This window comes from Limnospira sp., assembly GCF_051859755.1.
Taxonomy (GTDB): Bacteria; Cyanobacteriota; Cyanobacteriia; order Cyanobacteriales; family Microcoleaceae; genus Limnospira; species Limnospira fusiformis.
In genome coordinates, this window is the sequence record NZ_JBIMLI010000022.1 from 14,804 (window position 1) to 34,870 (window position 20,067).

The 20,067-nt window shown below is 44.3% G+C and carries 17 protein-coding genes and 1 pseudogene; 7 read left to right on the forward strand and 11 right to left on the reverse strand.

What is annotated here, in order from left to right; all coding sequences use genetic code 11:
• Nucleotides 1–7: 7 nt before the first annotated feature.
• Nucleotides 8–880 (forward strand): alpha/beta fold hydrolase, encoded by an 873-nt coding sequence (locus ACTIE0_RS06110; RefSeq protein WP_006623746.1) that lies wholly within the window; start codon nucleotides 8–10, stop codon nucleotides 878–880.
• A gap of 237 nt (nucleotides 881–1,117) precedes the next feature.
• On the opposite strand, the gene ACTIE0_RS06115 is transcribed toward ACTIE0_RS06110, so the two are convergent.
• The 3 genes from ACTIE0_RS06115 to sbcD form a co-directional block, all read right to left on the reverse strand.
• Nucleotides 1,118–3,037 (reverse strand): GTPase family protein, encoded by a 1,920-nt coding sequence (locus ACTIE0_RS06115; protein WP_006623745.1) that lies wholly within the window; start codon nucleotides 3,035–3,037, stop codon nucleotides 1,118–1,120.
• A 463-nt stretch (nucleotides 3,038–3,500) separates the two neighbouring features.
• A complete protein-coding gene (locus ACTIE0_RS06120) occupies nucleotides 3,501–5,561 on the reverse strand; it encodes a thioredoxin domain-containing protein (RefSeq protein ID WP_006668527.1) in 2,061 nt (686 codons plus the stop codon).
• Nucleotides 5,562–5,628: 67 nt separating this feature from the next.
• The gene (gene sbcD / locus ACTIE0_RS06125) at nucleotides 5,629–6,858 is read right to left on the reverse strand and encodes an exonuclease subunit SbcD (protein ID WP_006623742.1); all 1,230 of its coding nucleotides are present in this window, start codon (nucleotides 6,856–6,858) and stop codon (nucleotides 5,629–5,631) included.
• A 148-nt stretch (nucleotides 6,859–7,006) separates the two neighbouring features.
• Here sbcD and moeB point away from each other — a divergent pair, with 148 nt between their 5' ends.
• Nucleotides 7,007–8,179, forward strand: coding sequence for a molybdopterin-synthase adenylyltransferase MoeB (gene moeB, locus ACTIE0_RS06130; protein WP_006668528.1), 1,173 nt, complete (start codon nucleotides 7,007–7,009; stop codon nucleotides 8,177–8,179).
• Between the two features lie 70 nt (nucleotides 8,180–8,249).
• On the opposite strand, the gene ACTIE0_RS06135 is transcribed toward moeB, so the two are convergent.
• The 6 genes and pseudogenes from ACTIE0_RS06135 to ACTIE0_RS06160 form a co-directional block, all read right to left on the reverse strand.
• Complete coding sequence (locus tag ACTIE0_RS06135) at nucleotides 8,250–10,907, reverse strand: PAS domain S-box protein (protein WP_006668529.1); 2,658 nt, start codon at nucleotides 10,905–10,907, stop codon at nucleotides 8,250–8,252.
• Nucleotides 10,846–12,033, reverse strand: a pseudogene (locus tag ACTIE0_RS06140) (sensor histidine kinase). Before ACTIE0_RS06140 ends, ACTIE0_RS06135 begins: the two are co-directional and overlap by 62 nt.
• Before the next feature lie 163 nt (nucleotides 12,034–12,196).
• Nucleotides 12,197–13,048: a M48 family metallopeptidase gene (locus ACTIE0_RS06145; protein ID WP_006668532.1), complete on the reverse strand. Its 852-nt coding sequence runs from the start codon at nucleotides 13,046–13,048 to the stop codon at nucleotides 12,197–12,199.
• 194 nt (nucleotides 13,049–13,242) lie between these two features.
• Entirely contained in the window at nucleotides 13,243–13,368 is a 126-nt protein-coding gene (locus tag ACTIE0_RS06150; protein ID WP_006668533.1) for a hypothetical protein, read from the reverse strand.
• A 9-nt stretch (nucleotides 13,369–13,377) separates the two neighbouring features.
• Entirely contained in the window at nucleotides 13,378–14,226 is an 849-nt protein-coding gene (locus tag ACTIE0_RS06155) for an EAL domain-containing protein (protein ID WP_006668534.1), read from the reverse strand.
• 495 nt (nucleotides 14,227–14,721) lie between these two features.
• A complete protein-coding gene (locus ACTIE0_RS06160) occupies nucleotides 14,722–14,973 on the reverse strand; it encodes a hypothetical protein (protein ID WP_006668536.1) in 252 nt (83 codons plus the stop codon).
• 71 nt (nucleotides 14,974–15,044) lie between these two features.
• Between ACTIE0_RS06160 and ACTIE0_RS06165 the strand changes: the two genes are divergently transcribed.
• From ACTIE0_RS06165 to ACTIE0_RS06185, 5 genes are all read left to right on the forward strand, one after another.
• Complete coding sequence (locus ACTIE0_RS06165; RefSeq protein ID WP_006668537.1) at nucleotides 15,045–16,667, forward strand: Ycf66 family protein; 1,623 nt, start codon at nucleotides 15,045–15,047, stop codon at nucleotides 16,665–16,667.
• A gap of 43 nt (nucleotides 16,668–16,710) precedes the next feature.
• Nucleotides 16,711–17,067 carry a YkgJ family cysteine cluster protein gene (locus tag ACTIE0_RS06170; protein WP_006668538.1) on the forward strand — a complete coding sequence of 119 codons (357 nt, stop codon included), beginning with the start codon at nucleotides 16,711–16,713 and terminating at the stop codon, nucleotides 17,065–17,067.
• Nucleotides 17,068–17,127: 60 nt separating this feature from the next.
• The gene (locus ACTIE0_RS06175) at nucleotides 17,128–17,577 is read left to right on the forward strand and encodes a TMEM165/GDT1 family protein (protein ID WP_006668539.1); all 450 of its coding nucleotides are present in this window, start codon (nucleotides 17,128–17,130) and stop codon (nucleotides 17,575–17,577) included.
• A 34-nt stretch (nucleotides 17,578–17,611) separates the two neighbouring features.
• Nucleotides 17,612–17,899 carry a TMEM165/GDT1 family protein gene (locus ACTIE0_RS06180; protein ID WP_006623729.1) on the forward strand — a complete coding sequence of 96 codons (288 nt, stop codon included), beginning with the start codon at nucleotides 17,612–17,614 and terminating at the stop codon, nucleotides 17,897–17,899.
• 111 nt (nucleotides 17,900–18,010) lie between these two features.
• Nucleotides 18,011–18,316, forward strand: coding sequence for a type II toxin-antitoxin system Phd/YefM family antitoxin (locus ACTIE0_RS06185; protein ID WP_006668540.1), 306 nt, complete (start codon nucleotides 18,011–18,013; stop codon nucleotides 18,314–18,316).
• Nucleotides 18,317–18,408: 92 nt separating this feature from the next.
• On the opposite strand, the gene ACTIE0_RS06190 is transcribed toward ACTIE0_RS06185, so the two are convergent.
• Together ACTIE0_RS06190 and ACTIE0_RS06195 are read right to left on the reverse strand one after the other, a co-directional pair.
• The gene (locus ACTIE0_RS06190; RefSeq protein WP_006668541.1) at nucleotides 18,409–19,815 is read right to left on the reverse strand and encodes a hypothetical protein; all 1,407 of its coding nucleotides are present in this window, start codon (nucleotides 19,813–19,815) and stop codon (nucleotides 18,409–18,411) included.
• Nucleotides 19,816–19,824: 9 nt separating this feature from the next.
• Nucleotides 19,825–20,067: hypothetical protein (locus tag ACTIE0_RS06195; protein ID WP_439516860.1), on the reverse strand; the 243-nt coding region annotated here is incomplete at its 5' end.

Genomic DNA, 20,067 nt, shown 5'->3' on the forward strand with positions numbered 1-20,067 from the left:
TAGCTTGATGATTAATTTAACTCAGCAGACCGAGAGTTCTTATATTACTATTAATGGCGTAGAACACTATTATCAATGGGTGGGAACTCCCTACCATGGGGAAACTTATAAGCCGGTTATGGTGTTTATTCATGGTTGGGGTGGGTCGGGTCGCTATTGGGAAAGTACCGCTATGGCTTTGGGCGATCGCTTTCATTGTTTACTTTATGATATGCGCGGTTTTGGTCGGTCTAATCGCCCGGCTGTAAATGATAGCGATCGAGGTTATGAATTAACCGAATATGCTCAGGATTTAGCCGCCCTTTTACAGGCTTTAAATATTCCCAAAGTCTATATTAACGCTCACTCTATGGGGGCTTCCGTGGCTGCCATTTTTATGAATCTTTATCCGTCCATGGTAGTTCGGGCTATCTTAACCTGTAGTGGCATTTTTGAATATGATGAACAATCTTTTACTACTTTCCATAAATTCAGTCGCTATGTAGTCATGTTTCGCCCTAAATGGATGGCAAAACTGCCTTTAATTCATCAAATATTTATGGCGAGATTTCTGCATCATCCCCTACCTAGTCAGGTCAGCCGAGAATTTTTAGAGGATTTCTTATTAGCAGATTTTGCCGCCGCCTATGGTACTGTTTTAACATCCGTTAGCAAAGAAGCTACCCAATGGTTTCCCGAAGAATTTAAAAAGTTAACAGTTCCTACCCTCTTGGTAGCTGGGGAATATGACCAAATTATCCCTATGGAAATGGCTAAACAAGCGGCTACTCTCAATCCTAACGTTCAGCTTAATATTTTACCAAATACTGCCCATTTCCCCATGTTAGAAGACCCTACAAATTACCTTAAAATTATTCAAGAATTTTTAATTGATAATTAACAATTGTAGGGGCGGGTTCTGCTGTCAATTACATTTCCCGACCAGAAGATGAATAAACCCGCCCCACCCGGTCATTAATTATTAATTATTAATTATTAATTATTAATTGTTAATTGTTAATTACATTTCCCGACCAGAAGATGAATAAACCCGCCACCCGGTCATTAATTATTAATTATTAATTGTTAATTGTTAATTATTAATTACAAGGAGATGGTAAGGCGGGGCAGGTGTGTCTTAGGTTTTCTTTAATTGGAAATAGTAATCAAATCGCTTTTCGAGTTGTTGAACGGTGAGATTTTGGGTCCAGTATTCAACTAAAGCGTGTCCGAAAGCCCAAGCATTATGGTCAGGTGGATCGGGGTTATTTAAAAGTAGCGGCCAGAGGGCGAGAAGGTCAAAATTAGGGGATTTAGTGCGATCGCTAGTGAGGAGACAAAACAGATCATAACCCATCTGCAATTTACCGATCGCCACCGGAAGTTGCTCTATGGGTATTTGTTCAGCCAACAGATAGGCGAGGGTAGGGTTTCCGGTGGTGAGGGTAGAGATAAATTTGAGGACAGGACTTTTTAATAAGGCTGTTAACCCTTGGGTGGTTGCCATTTGCCGGGTATAGCGGTCAATAATTTTAGCGGCGGCGAGAGTGCGGGATTTTTGCTCTCGTAAAAATCGGGCTAATCTTAATTGTTTGGTCGGTCCGACTGCTTCCACTAAATGGTTGGATAAAACCTCAGCATTCCAAGGATTTCTCTGAGTTGAGGAATCACTGGTAACTAGGGGTAAAACCAGATCGCAAAATTCTCCTAACTGTTGGTGACGATATTCTGTCGCCTCCCGAATAGCTTTTTCTTTCGGTCTATTTCCGGTTTCCCAATTATAGGGAGGTTCCCATTCTCTGACCGGACGCAGACGGTCAACTTGGGTGACAATAGCGATCGCTTTCAGGTCAGGAACTTCCACACGCATATCCTGCAAAAAATCCCGATCCATTTGTAAGGCTGGATCGAGGGCGGGTGTGACTAATAATAGCAAATCTGCTGTTTGGGCTTCACTAACCACCAACTCCCGCAGGTCTTCTCGTTTCACTTGTTCATAACCGGGAGTATCCCACAAATTTAGGGATTCTCCTGTCGGTGTACTCCAGTGATAATTTTTAATGCGATCGGTACTGGGAAGAACATCAACTTCCGCGAGGTTAGCTTGAAATAGCGTATTAATTAAGCTGCTTTTTCCTGACCCAGTGCGTCCTACTAACAGAATGCTAACCGGTTTTTGTTCCACCTTTTCGGGAGGGTCAGCCTGGGAGATAATCTCCTGTAAAGTTTGGGTTTGCGCCTGGGGTAAATTTTCCTCGGTAACAGTTAACGCCGTCAGGGGAATTTGTTCGCCGCCATAAAGGGCGATCGCTTGTCGGGAGAGGTTTTGTAGGGCTACCTCTCGCATCATTTGACCTAAATTAACTAATAGTTCTTGAGTCGCTTTATTGCTCGGTTTCTGACTCGCTAACCTCGCCGCCGCCGATACCGGATTAAGTATCCATGAAGCCCAACTCCAGACCTGCCATAATTTCCGGGCTGAGGGTTCTAATTTCTGGTAAACTTCATAGGCTTGATAGGCTTGTCCTACCGTTACTTTATTTAGCACTGGGGATAGTTCTTGCATCCACCGATCTAAATCATCTACTGTTCCCCGAATTAATCCATAAGCCTGGGGTACATAAATATCAAGTAGGGGATATTTTACCTCGGGATGATATATATTAGCAATCACAATTACTAGCTGTTTACAGCGTTCCCAAAATTGCCCCCAGTCTAACCAAAATGGCGGATCATTTCGCGATTGTATCAGGATGTCTTGTACCGCTTTTTCTACCTTGGCGATCGCTTCACTCCCTCCCGTGGCTGCTGCCATTTCTTCCGTTAATTCAAACTTGGCGGCTGCTTCGTCACGAGCCGCTTCTATCTGGGCAAGAACTGGCTTTGTCCACCTTACTAATAACCATCGCCACCCCAATAATAGCAGCGTGACAATTCCCCAGATCCAGTTAATACCCCAGCTATGAATTTGCCACCCCGCTGAGATTAATAAAAATCCAACTATGATCGCGATCGGACTGACTATAATTGCCCATTGCCAAGGCTTTAAGTGTACCATTTCTCCATTTTCCTAGTCTTGATCAGCTCATATTTCTGCCTATTGTCTGGAACTGGTGGGCGATGGTATTCACAAAATGTCTCTTTTGTCAAGATGCCTATTGGGGGCTGTCCATTTTTTCGGGAAAATTCGTGCATCGCCAGAGGCAAGTTTGAGACGGCGAATTATGCTAAATCCTTATATGACAAGGGTTATAGACCCTGTTTTTGGCATTTAGGCACAATAAACCCTTGGGTAACATTAATTACAGTCTACCAGAACCCCTATAAACTCGTCAATAATTTGAGAATAATTGGCAATAAATTCTTATTAATTCTTAATGTCGTTGAAAATAACAAAACTCTCTAGCCGTATGTATTAGCAAAACTTAACTATTTGGGGACGATAGCGCCAACTGTTGGGTGAGGGTATGGGTGAGGGTGTATGTAGGCTTGGGAATTAATCCCAAGCCTATTTTGAGGTATTATGTACGGGTAAGACTTTCGTGCAATTGAGTTAGCATTTCCGCCTCATCTTGGGCGGGTTTTTTGCATTTGAGACCCTGACAAACGAGGGCGATCGCACCGGGAGGCAAATTTTGATCAAGTTTAAAAACAGCAGTAGGTAGATACTGCTTGTTTAACTTAGCGATTTGCTCATAATTAGTGCGAACCAAAGTATTATTACAATACCAATCAAAAGCCACAAACAGACTCGGACAGGCTTGTGGAGACTGGCGCATAACACTAGCAAAGGCTTCCAAAGCCTGGAGGGCGCGATCCAAATAGTTGAGGTCTTCTGTTAACAGAAATAGGCGCACCAAATTAGCGATCGCCACCCCATTCGCCGCCGGAGTAGCATTATCCATATAACTACGTTCACGAATTAGCAAAGTTTCAGCATCATCAAGGGCTGTATTAAAGTAGCCCCCCAATTCCACACTCCAGAGATACTGGTCAAACTCATTCTGAACTTTGACAGCATTTGTCAGCCAAAAATCTGCCAATTCCGGATGTTGCAAACTAGCTTGATGTAGATCAATTAACGCTTTGATAAATAAAGCATAATCTTCCGACTGCGATAATACCGCCACCTTGCCGTCATAATTAACCCGGTGAAAACGGTCATCAACCCACTGATGTTCTAGGACAAATTTTGCCGCCTTAGTCGCCAATTCCAAATATTCGGAATTATCCAAAACCCGCGCCGCTTTCGCCAACCCCGAAATCATCAGAGCATTCCATGCTACAATCATCTTAGTATCAGTAACCGCCGGAATACGACCCGGCCAGTCCCTTTCTTTAGCCGCCTGATTATTCTCAGCCACCGGGAAAGTTGTAACCTCCGCTGGTGGCGCACCATAACGGACTGCGAATAGTTTAGCCAAAGCAGTTTCTATCAAAGGCTCTAACTCATCACAATTCCAGCGCTGCAATACCGTTTTACCTTCAAAATTACCAGATTTTGTCACCGTAAATTGTGCTTGTAACTCCCCAAATTCTGCCGGACTCAGGAAAGTTTCTAACTCTTGGTTAGTCCATACATAAAACGCACCTTCTTCCGGTTCTTTATCCTGGGAGGTGACAAAACTATCAGCATCTTGTGCCGCGTAGAAATAGCCCTCCGGTGCAGTCATTTCCCGTTTCAGCCATTCCACTGTACCATTAATCGCCCTTTGATAAGCAGGTTGTTTCTCGCCATCAGACCATAGGTCTGCCAAAAACTCAAGAATTTGACCGTTATCATAAAGCATTTTCTCGAAGTGAGGAACTGTCCAGGTCGGGTCAACCGTGTAACGATGAAAGCCTCCCGCCACATGGTCATAAATTCCTCCAGTCACTAAGTCTTTTCCCCGTTGCAAACAGGCTGCTTTACCATCTACTTTAGGTGAAGAAATTAAGCGAGTTCCCCGCCAAGCCATATCCGCATAAGGAATCATCGGAAACCGAGGACCGCCGTAGTTATTACGACCAACTACTCCCGTGTTAGTTTCTAGTCCTTGTTTCAGTAAATCTTCGGTTAATTCCGAGGGTGGTAAAATCATAGACTGTCGCAGTTGGGTCAGAATTTCCTCGGTGACAGTTTCGAGTTTATTTTTGTCAGTCTGGTAAAAGTTGTGAATGGCTTTCAATAAATCCAAAAACCCCGGCCTTCCGTAGCGAGGTTCAATGGGAAAATAAGTCCCACCATAAAAGGGGATCCGATCGCCTGGGGTGAGAAATACATTTAACGGCCAGCCTCCTTGACCAGTCATCATTTGTAGGGCTTGCATATAAATGCTATCGATTTCTGGACGTTCTTCGCGATCGACTTTGATGGGGATAAAATTAGCGTTCATATATTCAGCGATCGCCGCATCAGAAAACGCTTCCCCCTCCATAACTGTACACCAGTGACAACTTGAGTAGCCAATAGACAGAAATATGGGCTTATCTTCAGTTCGAGATTTTTCTAAGGCTTCATCGCACCAAGGCCACCAGTCAATGGGATTATCTGCGTGTTTGCGGAGATAAAGGCTTGATGATTGGGCTAGACGATTGCTCATAATATTAGATAAGTTCTAGTGCTATTGACTATGTTGGGATAATTAGTTTTCAGTATAGCGTTTAAATTTACTCGGCGGTATTCTCAGCTAATAAAGCCCTAGCCGCCTCGATCATATCCTGCTGTAAACCCTTTAAATGGTCGTGGTTATCCAAATAGGTTTTTAGGGCTTCTAGGGGGTCGATCGCACTTCCCGCAGCCAATTGAGGGACACGAGGGCGGGCTAGTTGACTAATTAATTCCGGTTGGATAGTATAACTATGGGCTGCACTGAGGGCGGCGTGCAGTTTCGGCATATCGATCGCATCTAATTGATCTGGTCGCAACTGATACAGTAGTCGCACCACAGCCTGATCAATGTTTTTCTTAGCGATCGCCCCCAGCAATGCGGTTAGGGGGTCATCTTGCTGGGAAATATCCACCCTAATTGTACAAAATGAGCGCACTGGTAAAGGGCAAAATTCCCAAGTTGTTTGATTCTTCGCCAAATTCACCAACACAAACCCCTTGTCTTCTTTTTCCTCTGAAAAATCCACCCTTTCTATACTCCCCGGATACACCACCGGAGGGTTATTAGTAGGATTAAGATTTTGGTGTTTGTGAACGTGACCCAAAGCCACATAATCAAACTGAGGACGAGTCAACAACCCCAAAGGAAGATTAAAACCTTTCCCCACCGCCAGAAACCTCTCAGCCCCGAAACTAGCGCGATCGACCATTAAATGTCCTAACAATACCGTGGGAATATCCGGATCAAGCCGTCGAATTTCTCCCTCTAGGGCTACCGTTAGGCGATCGATGAGTAATTTATTAACCGCCTCCAAAGACAGCCCCTCAGTGTCCGGTCGAGTCAGTAGGGTTGAACGGGTCAACCAGGGGATAGTAATCACCTGAACTAAACCGTGGCGAGTTGGAATGGGATGGGTTTCTAAGCGATCGCCCACCACAAACCCCGGCACTCCCAGAGTCCGATAAATCCCCAAACTCGCCCCCCCCTGTCCTTGGGAATGTTGGTCATGATTCCCCACCAGTAACACCGTGGGAATTTCCGCATCTACCAGGCGGCGAAATTCCTGAGCGAAAGCCTGCTTAACAAATGGTGGCGGGGTAGAATCAGGGAAAGCATCCCCCCCAAACAAAACCAAATCCACAGGTTCTGCGATCGCCCGATCTATACATCGCCCCAAAGTTCTGGTAAAATCTTCCAGACGAGTATTTAAGCCAGTTTCCGGGTTGATCCGTCCTTGGGAAAAACCACTACCCAAATGGATATCCGAAAGATGCAGGACTTTAATCATCAAATTCTCGCCCAATGTATCAATGGCAGGTTACTGTTAACTGAGTAGTGTACCAAAGATTGGGGTTGAAGGGCTTGTCGTTTTCCAGAAACTTTGTGGTATTGTAGGTTTTTGAGAACGGTTGCATATTCCCTTGCCAGACCTTGCCATGTTAAATCCGAATTTGGATGAAATCCAGTTACAGCCAGACGAATACGAACGCTACTCCCGTCACCTGATTTTACCAGAAGTCGGGTTAGACGGTCAAAAGCGTCTGAAAGCGGCCAGCGTCCTCTGTATTGGCACAGGTGGACTCGGTTCACCTCTGCTATTATACCTAACTGCAGCAGGGATTGGTCGCATTGGGATTGTCGATTTTGATATTGTAGACAATTCCAATCTCCAACGCCAAATCATTCACGGGACCTCCTGGGTGGGAAAACCTAAAATAGAATCTGCCAAAAATCGGATTCTCGAAATTAATCCTAACTGCCAGGTAGAGTTATACAATATCCGCCTCAGTTCCGAAAATGCCCTGGATATTATTAGATCCTATGATGTCGTCGTAGATGGCACCGATAACTTCCCCACCCGTTATCTGGTCAATGATGCTTGTGTTTTGTTAAATAAACCCAACGTCTACGGGTCTATTTTCCGATTTGAGGGTCAGGCTACCGTTTTCAATTATGAAGGCGGACCCAACTATCGCGACCTATATCCCGAACCCCCACCCCCTGGGATGGTTCCTTCCTGCGCTGAAGGTGGAGTTTTAGGGATTCTACCAGGCATGATTGGCGTTATTCAAGCCACTGAAACCATTAAAATTATTTTGGGACAGGGACGGACTCTTAGCGGTCGCTTACTGCTTTACAATTCCCTAGATATGAGTTTCCGGGAATTGAGATTACGGCCTAATCCTGAACGTCCGGTGATTGAAAAACTCATCGACTACGAACAATTCTGCGGCATTCCCCAAGCTAAACAGCAGGAAGCACAAGCAGCCGGATCTCTCGCGGAAATGACGGTGACGGAATTAAAATCTCTGATTGACAGTGGTGCGGATGATTTTGTGTTGATTGATGTTCGCAACCCTAATGAGTACGAAATCGCCAAAATTCCGGGTTCTGTTTTAATTCCTCTACCCGACATTGAACAGGGTAAAGGGGTTGAACAGGTTAAAGAAATTCTCAATGGTAATCGTCTAATTGCACATTGTAAAATGGGAGGGCGATCGGCTAAGGCTTTAGGCATTCTCAAGGAAGCTGGTATTGAGGGGATTAATGTTAAAGGCGGAATTACTGCCTGGAGTAAAGAGGTTGATCCTTCGGTTCCACAATACTAACAGGGTGTAAAATGGTGCGTCAGTGGGATTATTCTATATTATTCATGATGATTAATCCGTCGGACGCACCCTACTTTGGCTTGGTTAAATCAATTAAAATATCATAGCGGAAATCATTAGCTAATTTGCTAAGATAATCAGCTAGGGGTTTATATTGACCAGGAATTTTCGCAATAGTATCAGCAATTAAGCGACCGTTTAGTTTAGTGGCAGCTTGATGTAATTCTTTTAGCCACGGTTCCGGCATTACGGAAAGATTGATTTCCGTTGTATCAACAGATGTGTTATAATTGCGATTGGCTGAGTTTTGGGATTCAGAAATAGCCAGATTTTCGGCTAATTGGGATTGATTTTGTTCATAGATAAAACGGACTCCGAGATGTTTAACGATAGTTTGTAATAGCTGGTCTACCCGGAAAGGTTTGCGGACAAAATCATCACACCCAGCCGATAAAACAATAGATTTTTCTTGTTGGAGGGCGCTGGCGGTTAGGGCAATAATTACAGTAGCTTGACCCTTGAGGTGGCGTTTAATTAGCTGAGTGGCTTCATAGCCATCCATAACTGGCATTCGCATATCCATAAAAATGAGATGGGGCTTCCATTCCTCCCAAATAGCGATCGCCTCCTGACCATTTTCCGCCTCTCGGACATGGAAACCCAAGGGGTTCAATAATTTGACCACTAATTTGCGGTTAGTCCAGTTATCATCAACCACCAAAATCCGATATTCCGGCTGATTTTCTGCTAAAGCGATCGCCCTCCCTGGAGATTTTTCGGAGTTTCTAGTCGCCGCCTCAGCCATAGTCACTTGAATATCAAACCGAAAAATTGTGCCTTTTCCTCTCTCGCTGCTAACTTGAATCTCCCCACCCATTAAACCAATAAACTTTTGAGTTATCGAGAGTCCCAAACCCGTCCCCTGTTGAGAATTACGACCAGTTTCTGTTTGCGAAAACGGTTCAAAGAGTAAATCCATTTCCGAGGGGTCAATACCGGGTCCGGTATCCTCAACTTCAAACCATAGTTGCCCAAAATCATGGTTAAATTTACCCAATTTCACCCGCAAAATCACCCCACCTTTCACAGTAAATTTAATGGCATTTCCCAGCAAATTAATTAAGCATTGACGCAGTTTTTGTTCATCGGCATAAATATAAGTCGGGATCTGATCATCAATGGCAAAATCCAGGGTTAATTTTTTCGATGAGGCTGGCAATTCTAGCATTTCTCGCAGGGAATTAAGTAAGGAGATTAAATTAAAATTCGTGGGATTCAGAGAAACTCTACCCGCCTCAATTTTCGACATCTCCAAAACATCATTAATCAACTCTAAGAGATGTTCACCACTGCGACCGATAATTTCTAAATGTTCTTTATGGTCAAATAGAGGAATATTAGGATTATGATATAATTCCCTTTCCATTAATTGAGTAAATCCCAGAATAGCATTAAGTGGTGTGCGTAATTCATGACTCATGCGGGCGAGAAATTCACTTTTAGCCCGACTAGCGGTTTCGGCGGCTTCCTTGGCTTGTTGAAGGGCTATTTCAGTTTGTTTGCGATCGCGAATATCTCGGACTACAGCGCAGCCATATTCCCGGTGATTATATTCTAAATGACTCAGGGTAATTTCCACAGCGATCGCCTGACCAGTTTTAGTATAATGAGTTGATTCAAAAGTAAATGAACCTTGGTCTCGCAAATCATCCCAAGAAATTGACCAACCACCAGGGGAAGCGAGGGGATCTATATCTCCCACTTCCATGGTCAGTAATTCCTCTTTAGAATATCCCAGAATTTGACAAGCGGCTTCATTCACATAAAAAAACCTGCCATTAATATCACTAAATAAGACATAATCCCTAGATTTATCAATCGAAAATTGAGTTAAACGCAGCTTTTCGTCGATTTCCTTACTTTCGGTAATATCTTCTAAAACCCCCAAAATTCCCAACACATTACCCTGGGAATCTAACATAGGAATTCTGCTAACATCTAGCCAAATTCGCCGCCCTCCCGGTCCTAGCTTTTGTTTAGGCGCTACCACATTCATTTCCGGGGTGCGAGACTCCAAAACCTGTCTATCTTTTTCTCGGTAAAACTCGGCAATCTCAGCATCTGCAAATAAATCAAAATCTGTCTTTCCGACTACTGATTCTGAACTATCTAGTCCGGCGGCGATCGCCCAATTTCGGTTACAACCTCGAAATACTAAATTAGTATCTTTCCAAAATACTTGTTGGGGGATATTATCCAGAAGTAGACGTAAATACTCTTCTTTTTCGCGAATTTCTTGTTCGGAACGTTTGCCTTGGGTAATATCAATAATTTGAGCGATCGCACAGAGAGGATTTCCCTTGACATCCAAACGCAGATAACAAGTAACAATCCCATAAACCCAATGTCCGTCTCGATGACGGTAGCGTTTTTCCAGGGTATATTCATCAATTTGTTGGGTAATTAATTGCTCAAATTTTTGCCGACAAATATCCCCATCTTCCGGGTGGGTAATTTCATTAAAATCCAAGTTAATTAAATCCGCTTGGGAGTAGCCCACCCACCGACAAAAAGCCGTATTTACCTCTAAAAAATAGCCCTCCGTTGAGATTTCCGCAATCCCAATGGGGGCTAAATGAAATAAATCTCGCAGGCGATTTTGACTCTCAGCTAGGGCGGTTTCTAGCTGTTGTAATTTCTGGTGTAATTGACGGTGATTGTGATTCATATATCGGTAAAGTAAAGTAGAAACTGGTGGCTACACCCAGATCAGACTCTACCCAAATATCCCCTCGATGGCGATCAATAATTTTCCGACAAATCGCTAAACCGATACCATTTCCTGGGTATTCCTGCTGGGTATGTAGTCGTTGGAAAATCTGAAAAATTCTCTGGGTTTTATCCGCCGGAATACCAATCCCATTATCATGAATACCAAATTGCCAATTTTGATTTTTCGGCATCACAGAAACCGTGATTTGGGGGGGTATACCAGGACGGTGATATTTAACTGCATTAGCAATCAAATTTTGAAATAGCTGTCCTAACTGAAGGCGATCGCCAAATACCATTGGGAGTTTCTCTGAGGTAATAATCGCCCCACTTTCCTGAATCGCTAAACTTAGGTTACTCAGAGTTTCCTCTAATATAATATTACAGTCGATCGCCTCAAAAGCAGCTTGTTTTGTTCCCACCCGGCTATAGTGTAGCAGATTTTTAATTAATTGCTGTAGTCGCATTCCCTCATCTAAAATCGGCAGCACATATTCTTCTGCTTCCTCCTCCAGGTTAATTTGCGATTTCAGGGTCAGCATCAATTCCGCAAACCCGGTAATGGTCTGTAGTGGTTGTTGTAGGTCGTGGGAAACAATATAAGCAAATTGTTCCAGTTCTTGGTTAGAACGTTTCAGATCTTCGTTCAACTGCTGTCAACGAAAGTTTTGATTTTGTAATTGTTTCTGTAGTCTTCTAATGGTCAGTTGATGTTCAACCCGCGCCAAAACTTCCTCAACTTGAAAAGGTTTGGTGATATAGTCCACTCCCCCCACCGCAAAGGCTTTCACCTTATCGATAACATCATCCAAAGCACTCAGAAAAATTACAGGTATCTCAGCCGTTTTCTGTTGAGATTTTAAGGCTTCACAGACCTGATAACCGTCCATTTCCGGCATTTTAATATCTAGCAACACGAGATCCGGCGGTTGGTTGGCAACTGCCATTAGTGCTAATTTGCCGTTAATCGCACATTGTACATCATAATCGCGATCGCCAAGAGTTGCCGACAATACCCGCAAATTATCAGGTGTATCGTCAACTATTAAAATGCTACCTTTTTCTGGCTTTAAGCTGTTCACAAAATTCGATTAAAACAATAGGGGACTTTCCAGAAATTATCTGGTAACTGTTGCCGGTCGGTTGGGGACTACCGCCCATAATCATACCACATATAATAATAAACCCTCCCCTCACCAAAGGGAAGAGTTTAACCGGGAGCCAAATTCTCCCACCGCTTCTCAACTAAGATAGCAGTTGTGTGACTATTTGTCTGTATCTTTCATTATTCATCCCTCCGTTTTGTCCTGCTAGTTGTGGATCAATATGCCGTCTCATGGCTTCAATGCGATCGCGGGTGGCGGGGTGAGTGCTTAAAAATGTGGGAGGAGAACTGCTACTTAAAAGTTTTGCCATAAAGTCTAGAGCTGCTTCTTGAGCATATCCAGCCCTACCCAAATTAATGATTCCCAGTTCATCTGCTTCAAATTCTGCACTGCGACTATTCGGCCGTCTTAGGGCTAATTCTACCCCAATTTGTACCGCCCTATTAGTATCAAGTCCAGCCGCCGAAGCCACACCTTGAGCGATCGCCATTTCTCGCATTTGTTGAATAGCATGACGACCGACAATATGCCCAATTTCATGAGCAATTACACTAGCCAGTTGTGCTTCATTATCGGCGGCGTTAATTAAACCTGTATGGATATAAACAAATCCCCCCATAGTAGCAAAAGCATTAATCCGGGAATCATCAACTACTTGGAAAGTATAGGGAATATTAGGGCGATCGCTAGTTTGTGCCAGTCGCTGACCAATTTGGTTAACATACATAGTTAAATCGCGGTTACGATGCAAACGAAACTCGCGACCTACCATCTGATCATTGATCTGTTTACCAATATTGACTTCTTGGCGATCGGAAATAGTAGAAAGCTGGATAACTTGAATTCCTCTAAAAATCAACTCCGGGATAGAAATCGCTTGGGTAGCGGATATAGAACTTAATAAAATCCCACAGACCACCGTTACTGATAGCAGTGGATACAGCAAGCGACGGGTATTTTTTCGGAGTTGTGGCAGGTAGTTTTTAAACATAATTAAACAGTTGTTAAGGTGGAAAAGCCAGGCTAGAACATTACGAGGAATCCCAAAGGCTGAAAGGGTATGGTTGCACTATTTAATAGTTCGGGTGAACGTCTACAATTCAGGAAAAAAATGTGTGTTCCTCCTTAATGTTACTGTTCGCATTTTTAATCCTTGGCTTTCTCCCAGGTTTGGTGGTCAATCATCTAATTGACGCGCTTAGGTGCAGATTGGCTGTGGAAAACAGCGATCGCCCCTACTACACAGGGTGTGATACCATAACTATATTCTACCCGTATTTGAGACTCACAATCACTTAAAAAAGTTGCCATTCCCAAAGTTCACCCCAAAAATTTGGCGGCTAGGGGGTGAGGTTGAGTCAGATAATATCCCTGAGCATAATCTATTTCCAGGTCTCGGAGGGTTTCAAAGGCTGGGGAAGTTTCTACCCCGTTGGCTATGGTCTCAATAGCTAAAGACTGCGCCACCAACTGAATTATTTGGACAATTGAGCGATCGCCTAAGTCCTGCGCGATATCTTTCACCAAGTCATCGGCTATTTTCAGATAGTCAACGGTGACATAGTTAAGATAGTCCAATGAGGAATACCGACCACCGACCTGATCTACTGTAACATAATAGCCCTGAATTTGCAGGTTAGCGATCGCATCCGCCGCCTTTTGAGGGTTAGCTAGAATAGTTGATTCCGCAATTTCCCAGCAGAATAGATCCGGTGTCAGGTCTCGTTTAAGTATTTCTCGCTCTAATTTTCGCCACTGTCGGTAATCATATAGAGTCCGACTCGATATGTTAATAGCGAAACGATATTTTTCCCGATTTTCGGGGCTAGTTTCCGACAACAAATCTAATACTGTTTCAATTACCCAGCGGTCTATTTTTTCAGCTAATCTATAGCCTTGGGTTATTATTGGTACAAGCCACGAAGCTGGAACCACTTGCTCTGGTTCATCAATGAAGCGGATTAGAATTTCACAGTATCGCTTCGACTCCCCACTGTTTAGGGAGATTGCTTCTTGAGTATACAGACCAAACCGCTGTGCTGATCGAGTCTTTTTCAGGCGGTTAATCTGGTGAATGCGATCGCCACAGCCGTCCAGATCGCCACCAGGTAAACAAATAACTTTAGACTGACCACTTAAACCATTTTTTAATGTCGCAGACCTTCTCATAAAACTTGACCCCCAACTTAGCTCAAACAGGTGAGCAGATATTATTGCCTACTTGTACGATAACTAGCCTAGGTAAAATAACCATGAAGATTTGATGAGACTTTTCTTAGGTTAGTTATGGCGAGCCAAGTCTGATGGTCTTTGGAGACCATGAAACCTTACCGGAAAATCCACAGTTGTCAATCTAAATTTACGAACTGAGACGTGAAAAGTTGCACTGTCTCTGTATTAGGGGTGATACTCAATAACCAGAATCGGTTATCAAAAGTCCATTTCCACCCCAAATGCAGGTGTAGTGATAAAGTGATCAGTGCAGCCAGGATTAATTTTTCCAGCATAGCCGATCGCTCCTTTTCAGATAAACATTAACCGCACCCTTTGTGAATTTAGGATCGATTATAAACAATTAGTTAGATAACGACCATGATTTGATGCAGTTATCATCATGATCTTCTACACTCAATTGTTGTGATTTCCGTCACATTAGCAAAATCCCTAGAGAGCTTCTGTATTTTTAATTACGCTTATCATTTCGCAATATATTCCCCTAGCCTCAGAACCAGCTACCCCATTCATCACCCGAAAATCAAATGGTAGAATGGTAGGCTGGGTCAGAAACCAGCTACCCCATTCATCACCGGAAAATCGAAAACTGACCCACCAGCCGCGAATATGGTAGGGTGGGTCAGAACCAGCCACCCCATTCATCACCGGAAAATCGAAAACTGACCCATCAGGATAGGCCATTATTAATTATCGATTACTTTAGGTCGCGCTGAGATGTACAATGTCTGCAGTAGAGATTTGTGGAGCTAAAGATGCTGGCATACATCCTAGCGATCGCAGTTGGCTTAGGGAGCTTTACCCTATACATGGCTGCCTTCTTCTTTCCAGAGGTTCATCGCAAAAGTGACTTTATCTGGAGTGGTGTGGGTTTCTTCTACGCCCTAATTCTATGGGTGTGTGCAGCACGCTTCACCGGGGCAATTCTTTTGGGTCAAACTGCTAGTGTCGCCTTGTTGGGTTGGTTAGGTTGGCAGACCCTGTTATTGCGCCGGGAAGTCACGCCACCTCATTTACAAACCCCCCTCCCAGACCCCGTAAAACAGAAGGTCTCAGGCTTATTTAGCAGCCGTAGCGTTAAAAAATCTACCACCCCTAAACCATCATCTAAAAAGGCTAAAAAGGCTTCTCAACCCCCAACCCCCGCCACCACTCCGGTGACACCAGAAGAAGTAAAACCTGTGGCGGAACCTGTGGCGGAACCTGTGGCGGAACCTGTGGCGGAACCTGTAGCGGAACCTGTAGCTACTACAGAAGAAGCAGAAGCGCCAGCAGAACCATCCCCTGTGGTGGCGGACAGTGAAGCGGTTGCGCCAGTAGTTGAACCAGAAACTATCACGGAGGAACCAGAATTAGCGGTTTCTCAGCCAGAAGTTGTGGAAGTTGTACCCGAAGCCGCGACAACAGCGCCAGCGGAAACCCCCACGACTGAGGAAGTATCGGAGACAGTATCGGAGACAGTATCGGAGACAGTATCGGAGACAGTATCGGAGGAAGTATCGAAGGCGGAGGAAACCCCCACGGAGGAGGTGAAAGAAACTCCAGAGGTCAGCAAACCTGATCGGGTAGAATCTGCTAAAGTGCCAGAAGATAAACCTAGTGAAGCGAAGAAATCCAAAGGATTAGGTAGCTTGTTGGGTCGTTTAAAAGGTATATTTGGCGATCGCAAAAAGAAAGAACCCGCCAAAACTGAAGCGCCGGATACTTCTCTGGACAACCCGAAAGCTCCAGAAAAACAAGCGGATGCTTCTGATTGGGATGATAATGATGATAGTTGGGAAACCGAGGCTGATAATGCTTCCCCCTCTGAGGCGGAAAAAACTAACTCCCCCGATACAGCAGAAGCTGGTCAAGTTTCAACCCCAGATATAGACTCTGAGCATAGTGGTGCTGCTGCTGACCCAGTTTCAACGGGAGAACCGAGAGATGAGGAGGCTACAGATAGTAATATCAAAGCTGATGCTACTGATGTGGAGACTGTCCCCACCCCAGAACCTACAGATGAGGAGCATCAAGATAATAATATCAAAGCTGAGGCGGAACCTAGCGCTATAGAGACATCAGAAACGGGGGAACAGAAAGACACCAAAGAAGCTGAAACGGCTGTTTCTGAAGTAGCGGACTCTGAGGAGGTAAAAACAGATTCTGCGGAAAAGGCGGACTCCGAGACAATCATGGCGACTCCAGAACCTGAAACCTCAGATAAGATAGAATCTGAGAAGTCGTCAACAGAGACAGAGGAGCAGAAGGGAAGTTCATCTGAATCTCAATCTGATTCTGTTGTTGCGGAAGAGGAGGACGAGGAGGAGGACGAGGAGGAGGACGACAAAACCCCCCGCGCCTTGAAACGTCCCAGAAAGCCTAAACGCAAGAGATAATCTAAGGTTACATATCGATCCGATTCATTATTTGGGGGAAAAAGTGGCAACCTGGCTTTGTGTTAAACAGTGTGGCGCTTGCTGTCATCTTGACCCGACAGAACGCCCGGAATTAGACCAATATCTGGGAACGGAGGAACTCAAACTTTATCTCAGCTTGGTGGGTTCTGATGGTTGGTGCATCCATTTCAATCATGATACCCGTGAATGTAGTATCTACAGCGATCGCCCTCGGTTTTGTCGAGTCCAGGCTGATGTCTTTGAAGACCTCTATGGTATTGAACCAGACCAGTTAAATGATTTTGCGATCGATTGCTGTCAGCAACAGATTATCGGGGTTTATGGGGAGGACTCCCCAGAAATGGAGCGGTTTAACCAGGCTGTTGGTTGGGACGAATAACCTTGCATCTTCGGGCAGATTAGGTTAAATTGGATTTCATAATTGTTTCATAAAATATCCGTGACACTAATTTCCGAGCCTGTGGATTCTTCCCCAAATCAGTCTAATAGCCTTCCTGTGAGTCCTAACTTTCAGGAACAACCGTTAAATGAAACTACCATAATTGACCCCGCGCGCCTCCCAGGTGACTCTTCCACACAGCCAGATATGGTTTCGGGTGCGGCTGAATCTATCAAAGTTTGGGCGATTTTTACTTCGACATTTTTCACCATCTTTCTGGCGGAAATGGGGGATAAAACCCAGATTACTACCTTATTAATTACGGCGGAATCTCATAATCCTTGGGTGGTGTTTTTGGGCGCGGGAAGCGCTTTAATTACCACCAGTTTATTGGGGGTTTTGCTAGGTCAATGGTTGGCGCGTCATATTCAACCCCAAACTTTAGAACGGGCGGCGGGATTGACTTTGTTAGTGATTTCTGCTATCATATTCTGGGAGGTTTTCCACTAAGTGATTGGCTGGTAAAATTAAATACTGAATATCAATGGATTTACAACTGTTAGGACTGAGTTTTATTACGGTATTTTTATCGGAGTTGGGAGATAAAAGCCAAGTAGCAGCGATCGCCCTAAGTGGTACGACGAAATCCCCTAAAGCCATCTTTTTTGGGACAGCATCAGCCCTAGTCCTGGCTAGTCTGATCGGCGTGTTGGTAGGTCAGGGTGTGGCGGAAATTTTACCGACTCAATGGGTGAAAATGGCGGCGGCGATCGGCTTTGCAATTATGGGAACTCGCCTATTATGGAATAGTAGCAAACCCACCGAAGATTAACCTACTTTAACCCTCTACCTTGGCTTTCATGGACTCGTCAAAGTGCCATCAGATTCCGATGACCTGTGTTAAGATGAAATTCCATGCCAATTATTTACTGTTTGTCTAGCTATGATTAACCTAAGTGGTGATATTCATTCCCTTTCCGACTTCCAGCGCCATACATCTGAATTTATAGCACAGATGAAAGAAACTGGGAAACCTATTGTCTTGACTGTAAACGGGAAAGCTGAATTAGTCGTCCAAGATGCTGTATCCTACCAAAAATTGTTAGACATGATGGAATATTTGGAAACACTTGCGGCGATTAAACAAGGATTAGCTGATGTCAACGCCGATCGCACTTCTTCTCTAGCAGAATTTCAACAGAAAATGCAGGAAAAATTAAGTTACTTCCAAACAAGCTGTAACTGCTGAAGATGGCGATAACCAAGTATAATCTCTCCCCAAGCCACCAATTAAGGCGGTTAAATTGTATTCCTCATCACAACCTCATGGGGGGTTACATTTCATTTCACCCTTTTAATCAATTTCTCCGCGACCCACCACGCACCCCATGAACACAATATGCTCCCCAACAATGCTATAATAAACGGGTGGATATACGGTAGCCAAAAGCGATCGCTATCAGGACGCTCCCAAGGTTCAGTGATTAACCCGGAAGTTGAAGCGACGATCGCACCCGCCGCAATTCCCACACCCACCGCTTGGATATGGTTTTGTAGGTCCCCGTTAGCCTTTTGTTGTTTTCTGTAGTAGTCCGCTTCCGCTTGTTGGCGTTGGCGATCGCATTGTGCTTGGTCAATTTCCACAATGGCGCGAATAGAGGCGATCGCCTGGGAAATTAACCCCGTCCCCTGTTCAAAATAACTTAAATCCGCCGCAATTTGACCCCGGAATTGGGGCGCTGTTTGTTCCCCGAAGTGTCGCCAAAACGATAGTTCTTCCTTATCGGTTCCTAGTGTAGCACAAATCCGCTCGATTGTCTCATTATAATTGTTAAGATTTATGTTAATTGTATTCAATAAATCCTTAATTTTGCGGAGGAGGCGATCGTAAATCAAAGAATCAGCGGCTAGTTGTTTTAACTGAGTTTTAAAATGTTGGAGATAGGCATTATTTTCCGGGTCAGGTGTTGCCGCATCAATTTGGGATTGAATTGCGTCTAAAGTCGGGTCTAGGCTGAGATAATATTGTTTAAGTTGTTGATAAATTTCCCGGCTATCTTGAAACGCTTTCGTGACTTTATGGCGATATAAAAATAGGTCAAAGGTCAACTGAAAGCACTTACCTAGAGTTGTATCTGCGATTTCATCACGGAATAGCCAGACCAGAATATGGGGGGATTTATCCGGTTCGCGGGGGTTGCCATATTCAAAAATAGGACTCCCAAATAATTCCCCCAGACGGGATGGGGAAGTCTTTTGATGGAATAAAGCCTGATAGGATTGATTGGCTAATTCCGTCAATTCCGAACCTTGCAAATCTTGATTTTCCGGGGTCAAATGGAGGGTTAACAGGAGAGTTTGTCCGAGAAAATAAGGAGTTTGGGGAAAGGGTAAAATCTGGTGAGGGTTGAACTGTTCCACCGCCAGAATTTCCACAATGTTGGTGGTGTCGGTATCATCATAGCCAATATTCAGAAAAACCCCATAACTGTCTTGAATTTGGACGGGTTGGATAAAGCCTTCGATATCGGGAGAGTCCGTGAAGGTGAAGGAAATCTGCTTTTTAGGTGGGGTGAGAAGGATACGATTTTGGGTGATGTGAAGATGCGGGGTTAGCCGGGTGTCAGTGAGGTGAGACAAAAGGCGATCGCAATTTGACCACAGGGGGTGAGTGTCTCCCTCCGTGTCATCTTCCCGGAGATGATAAGCGCATAAATAGAGATTAGGGGCGAAAATGCGATCGGTCATTATTTTTCCTCAAGGCGTGTAGGTTGGGTGGAATGCAATGTAACCCAACATTTTACCCAGATTTGTTGGGTTGTAGGTTGGACCGAATGGAATGTAACCCAACATTTTACCCAGATTTGTTGGGTTGCGCTGTCGCTTCACCCAACCTACGATTTTAAGGTTGTAGGTTGGACCGAATGCAATGTAACCCAACATTTTACCCAGATTTGTTGGGTTGTAGGTTGGACCGAATGGAATGTAACCCAACATTTT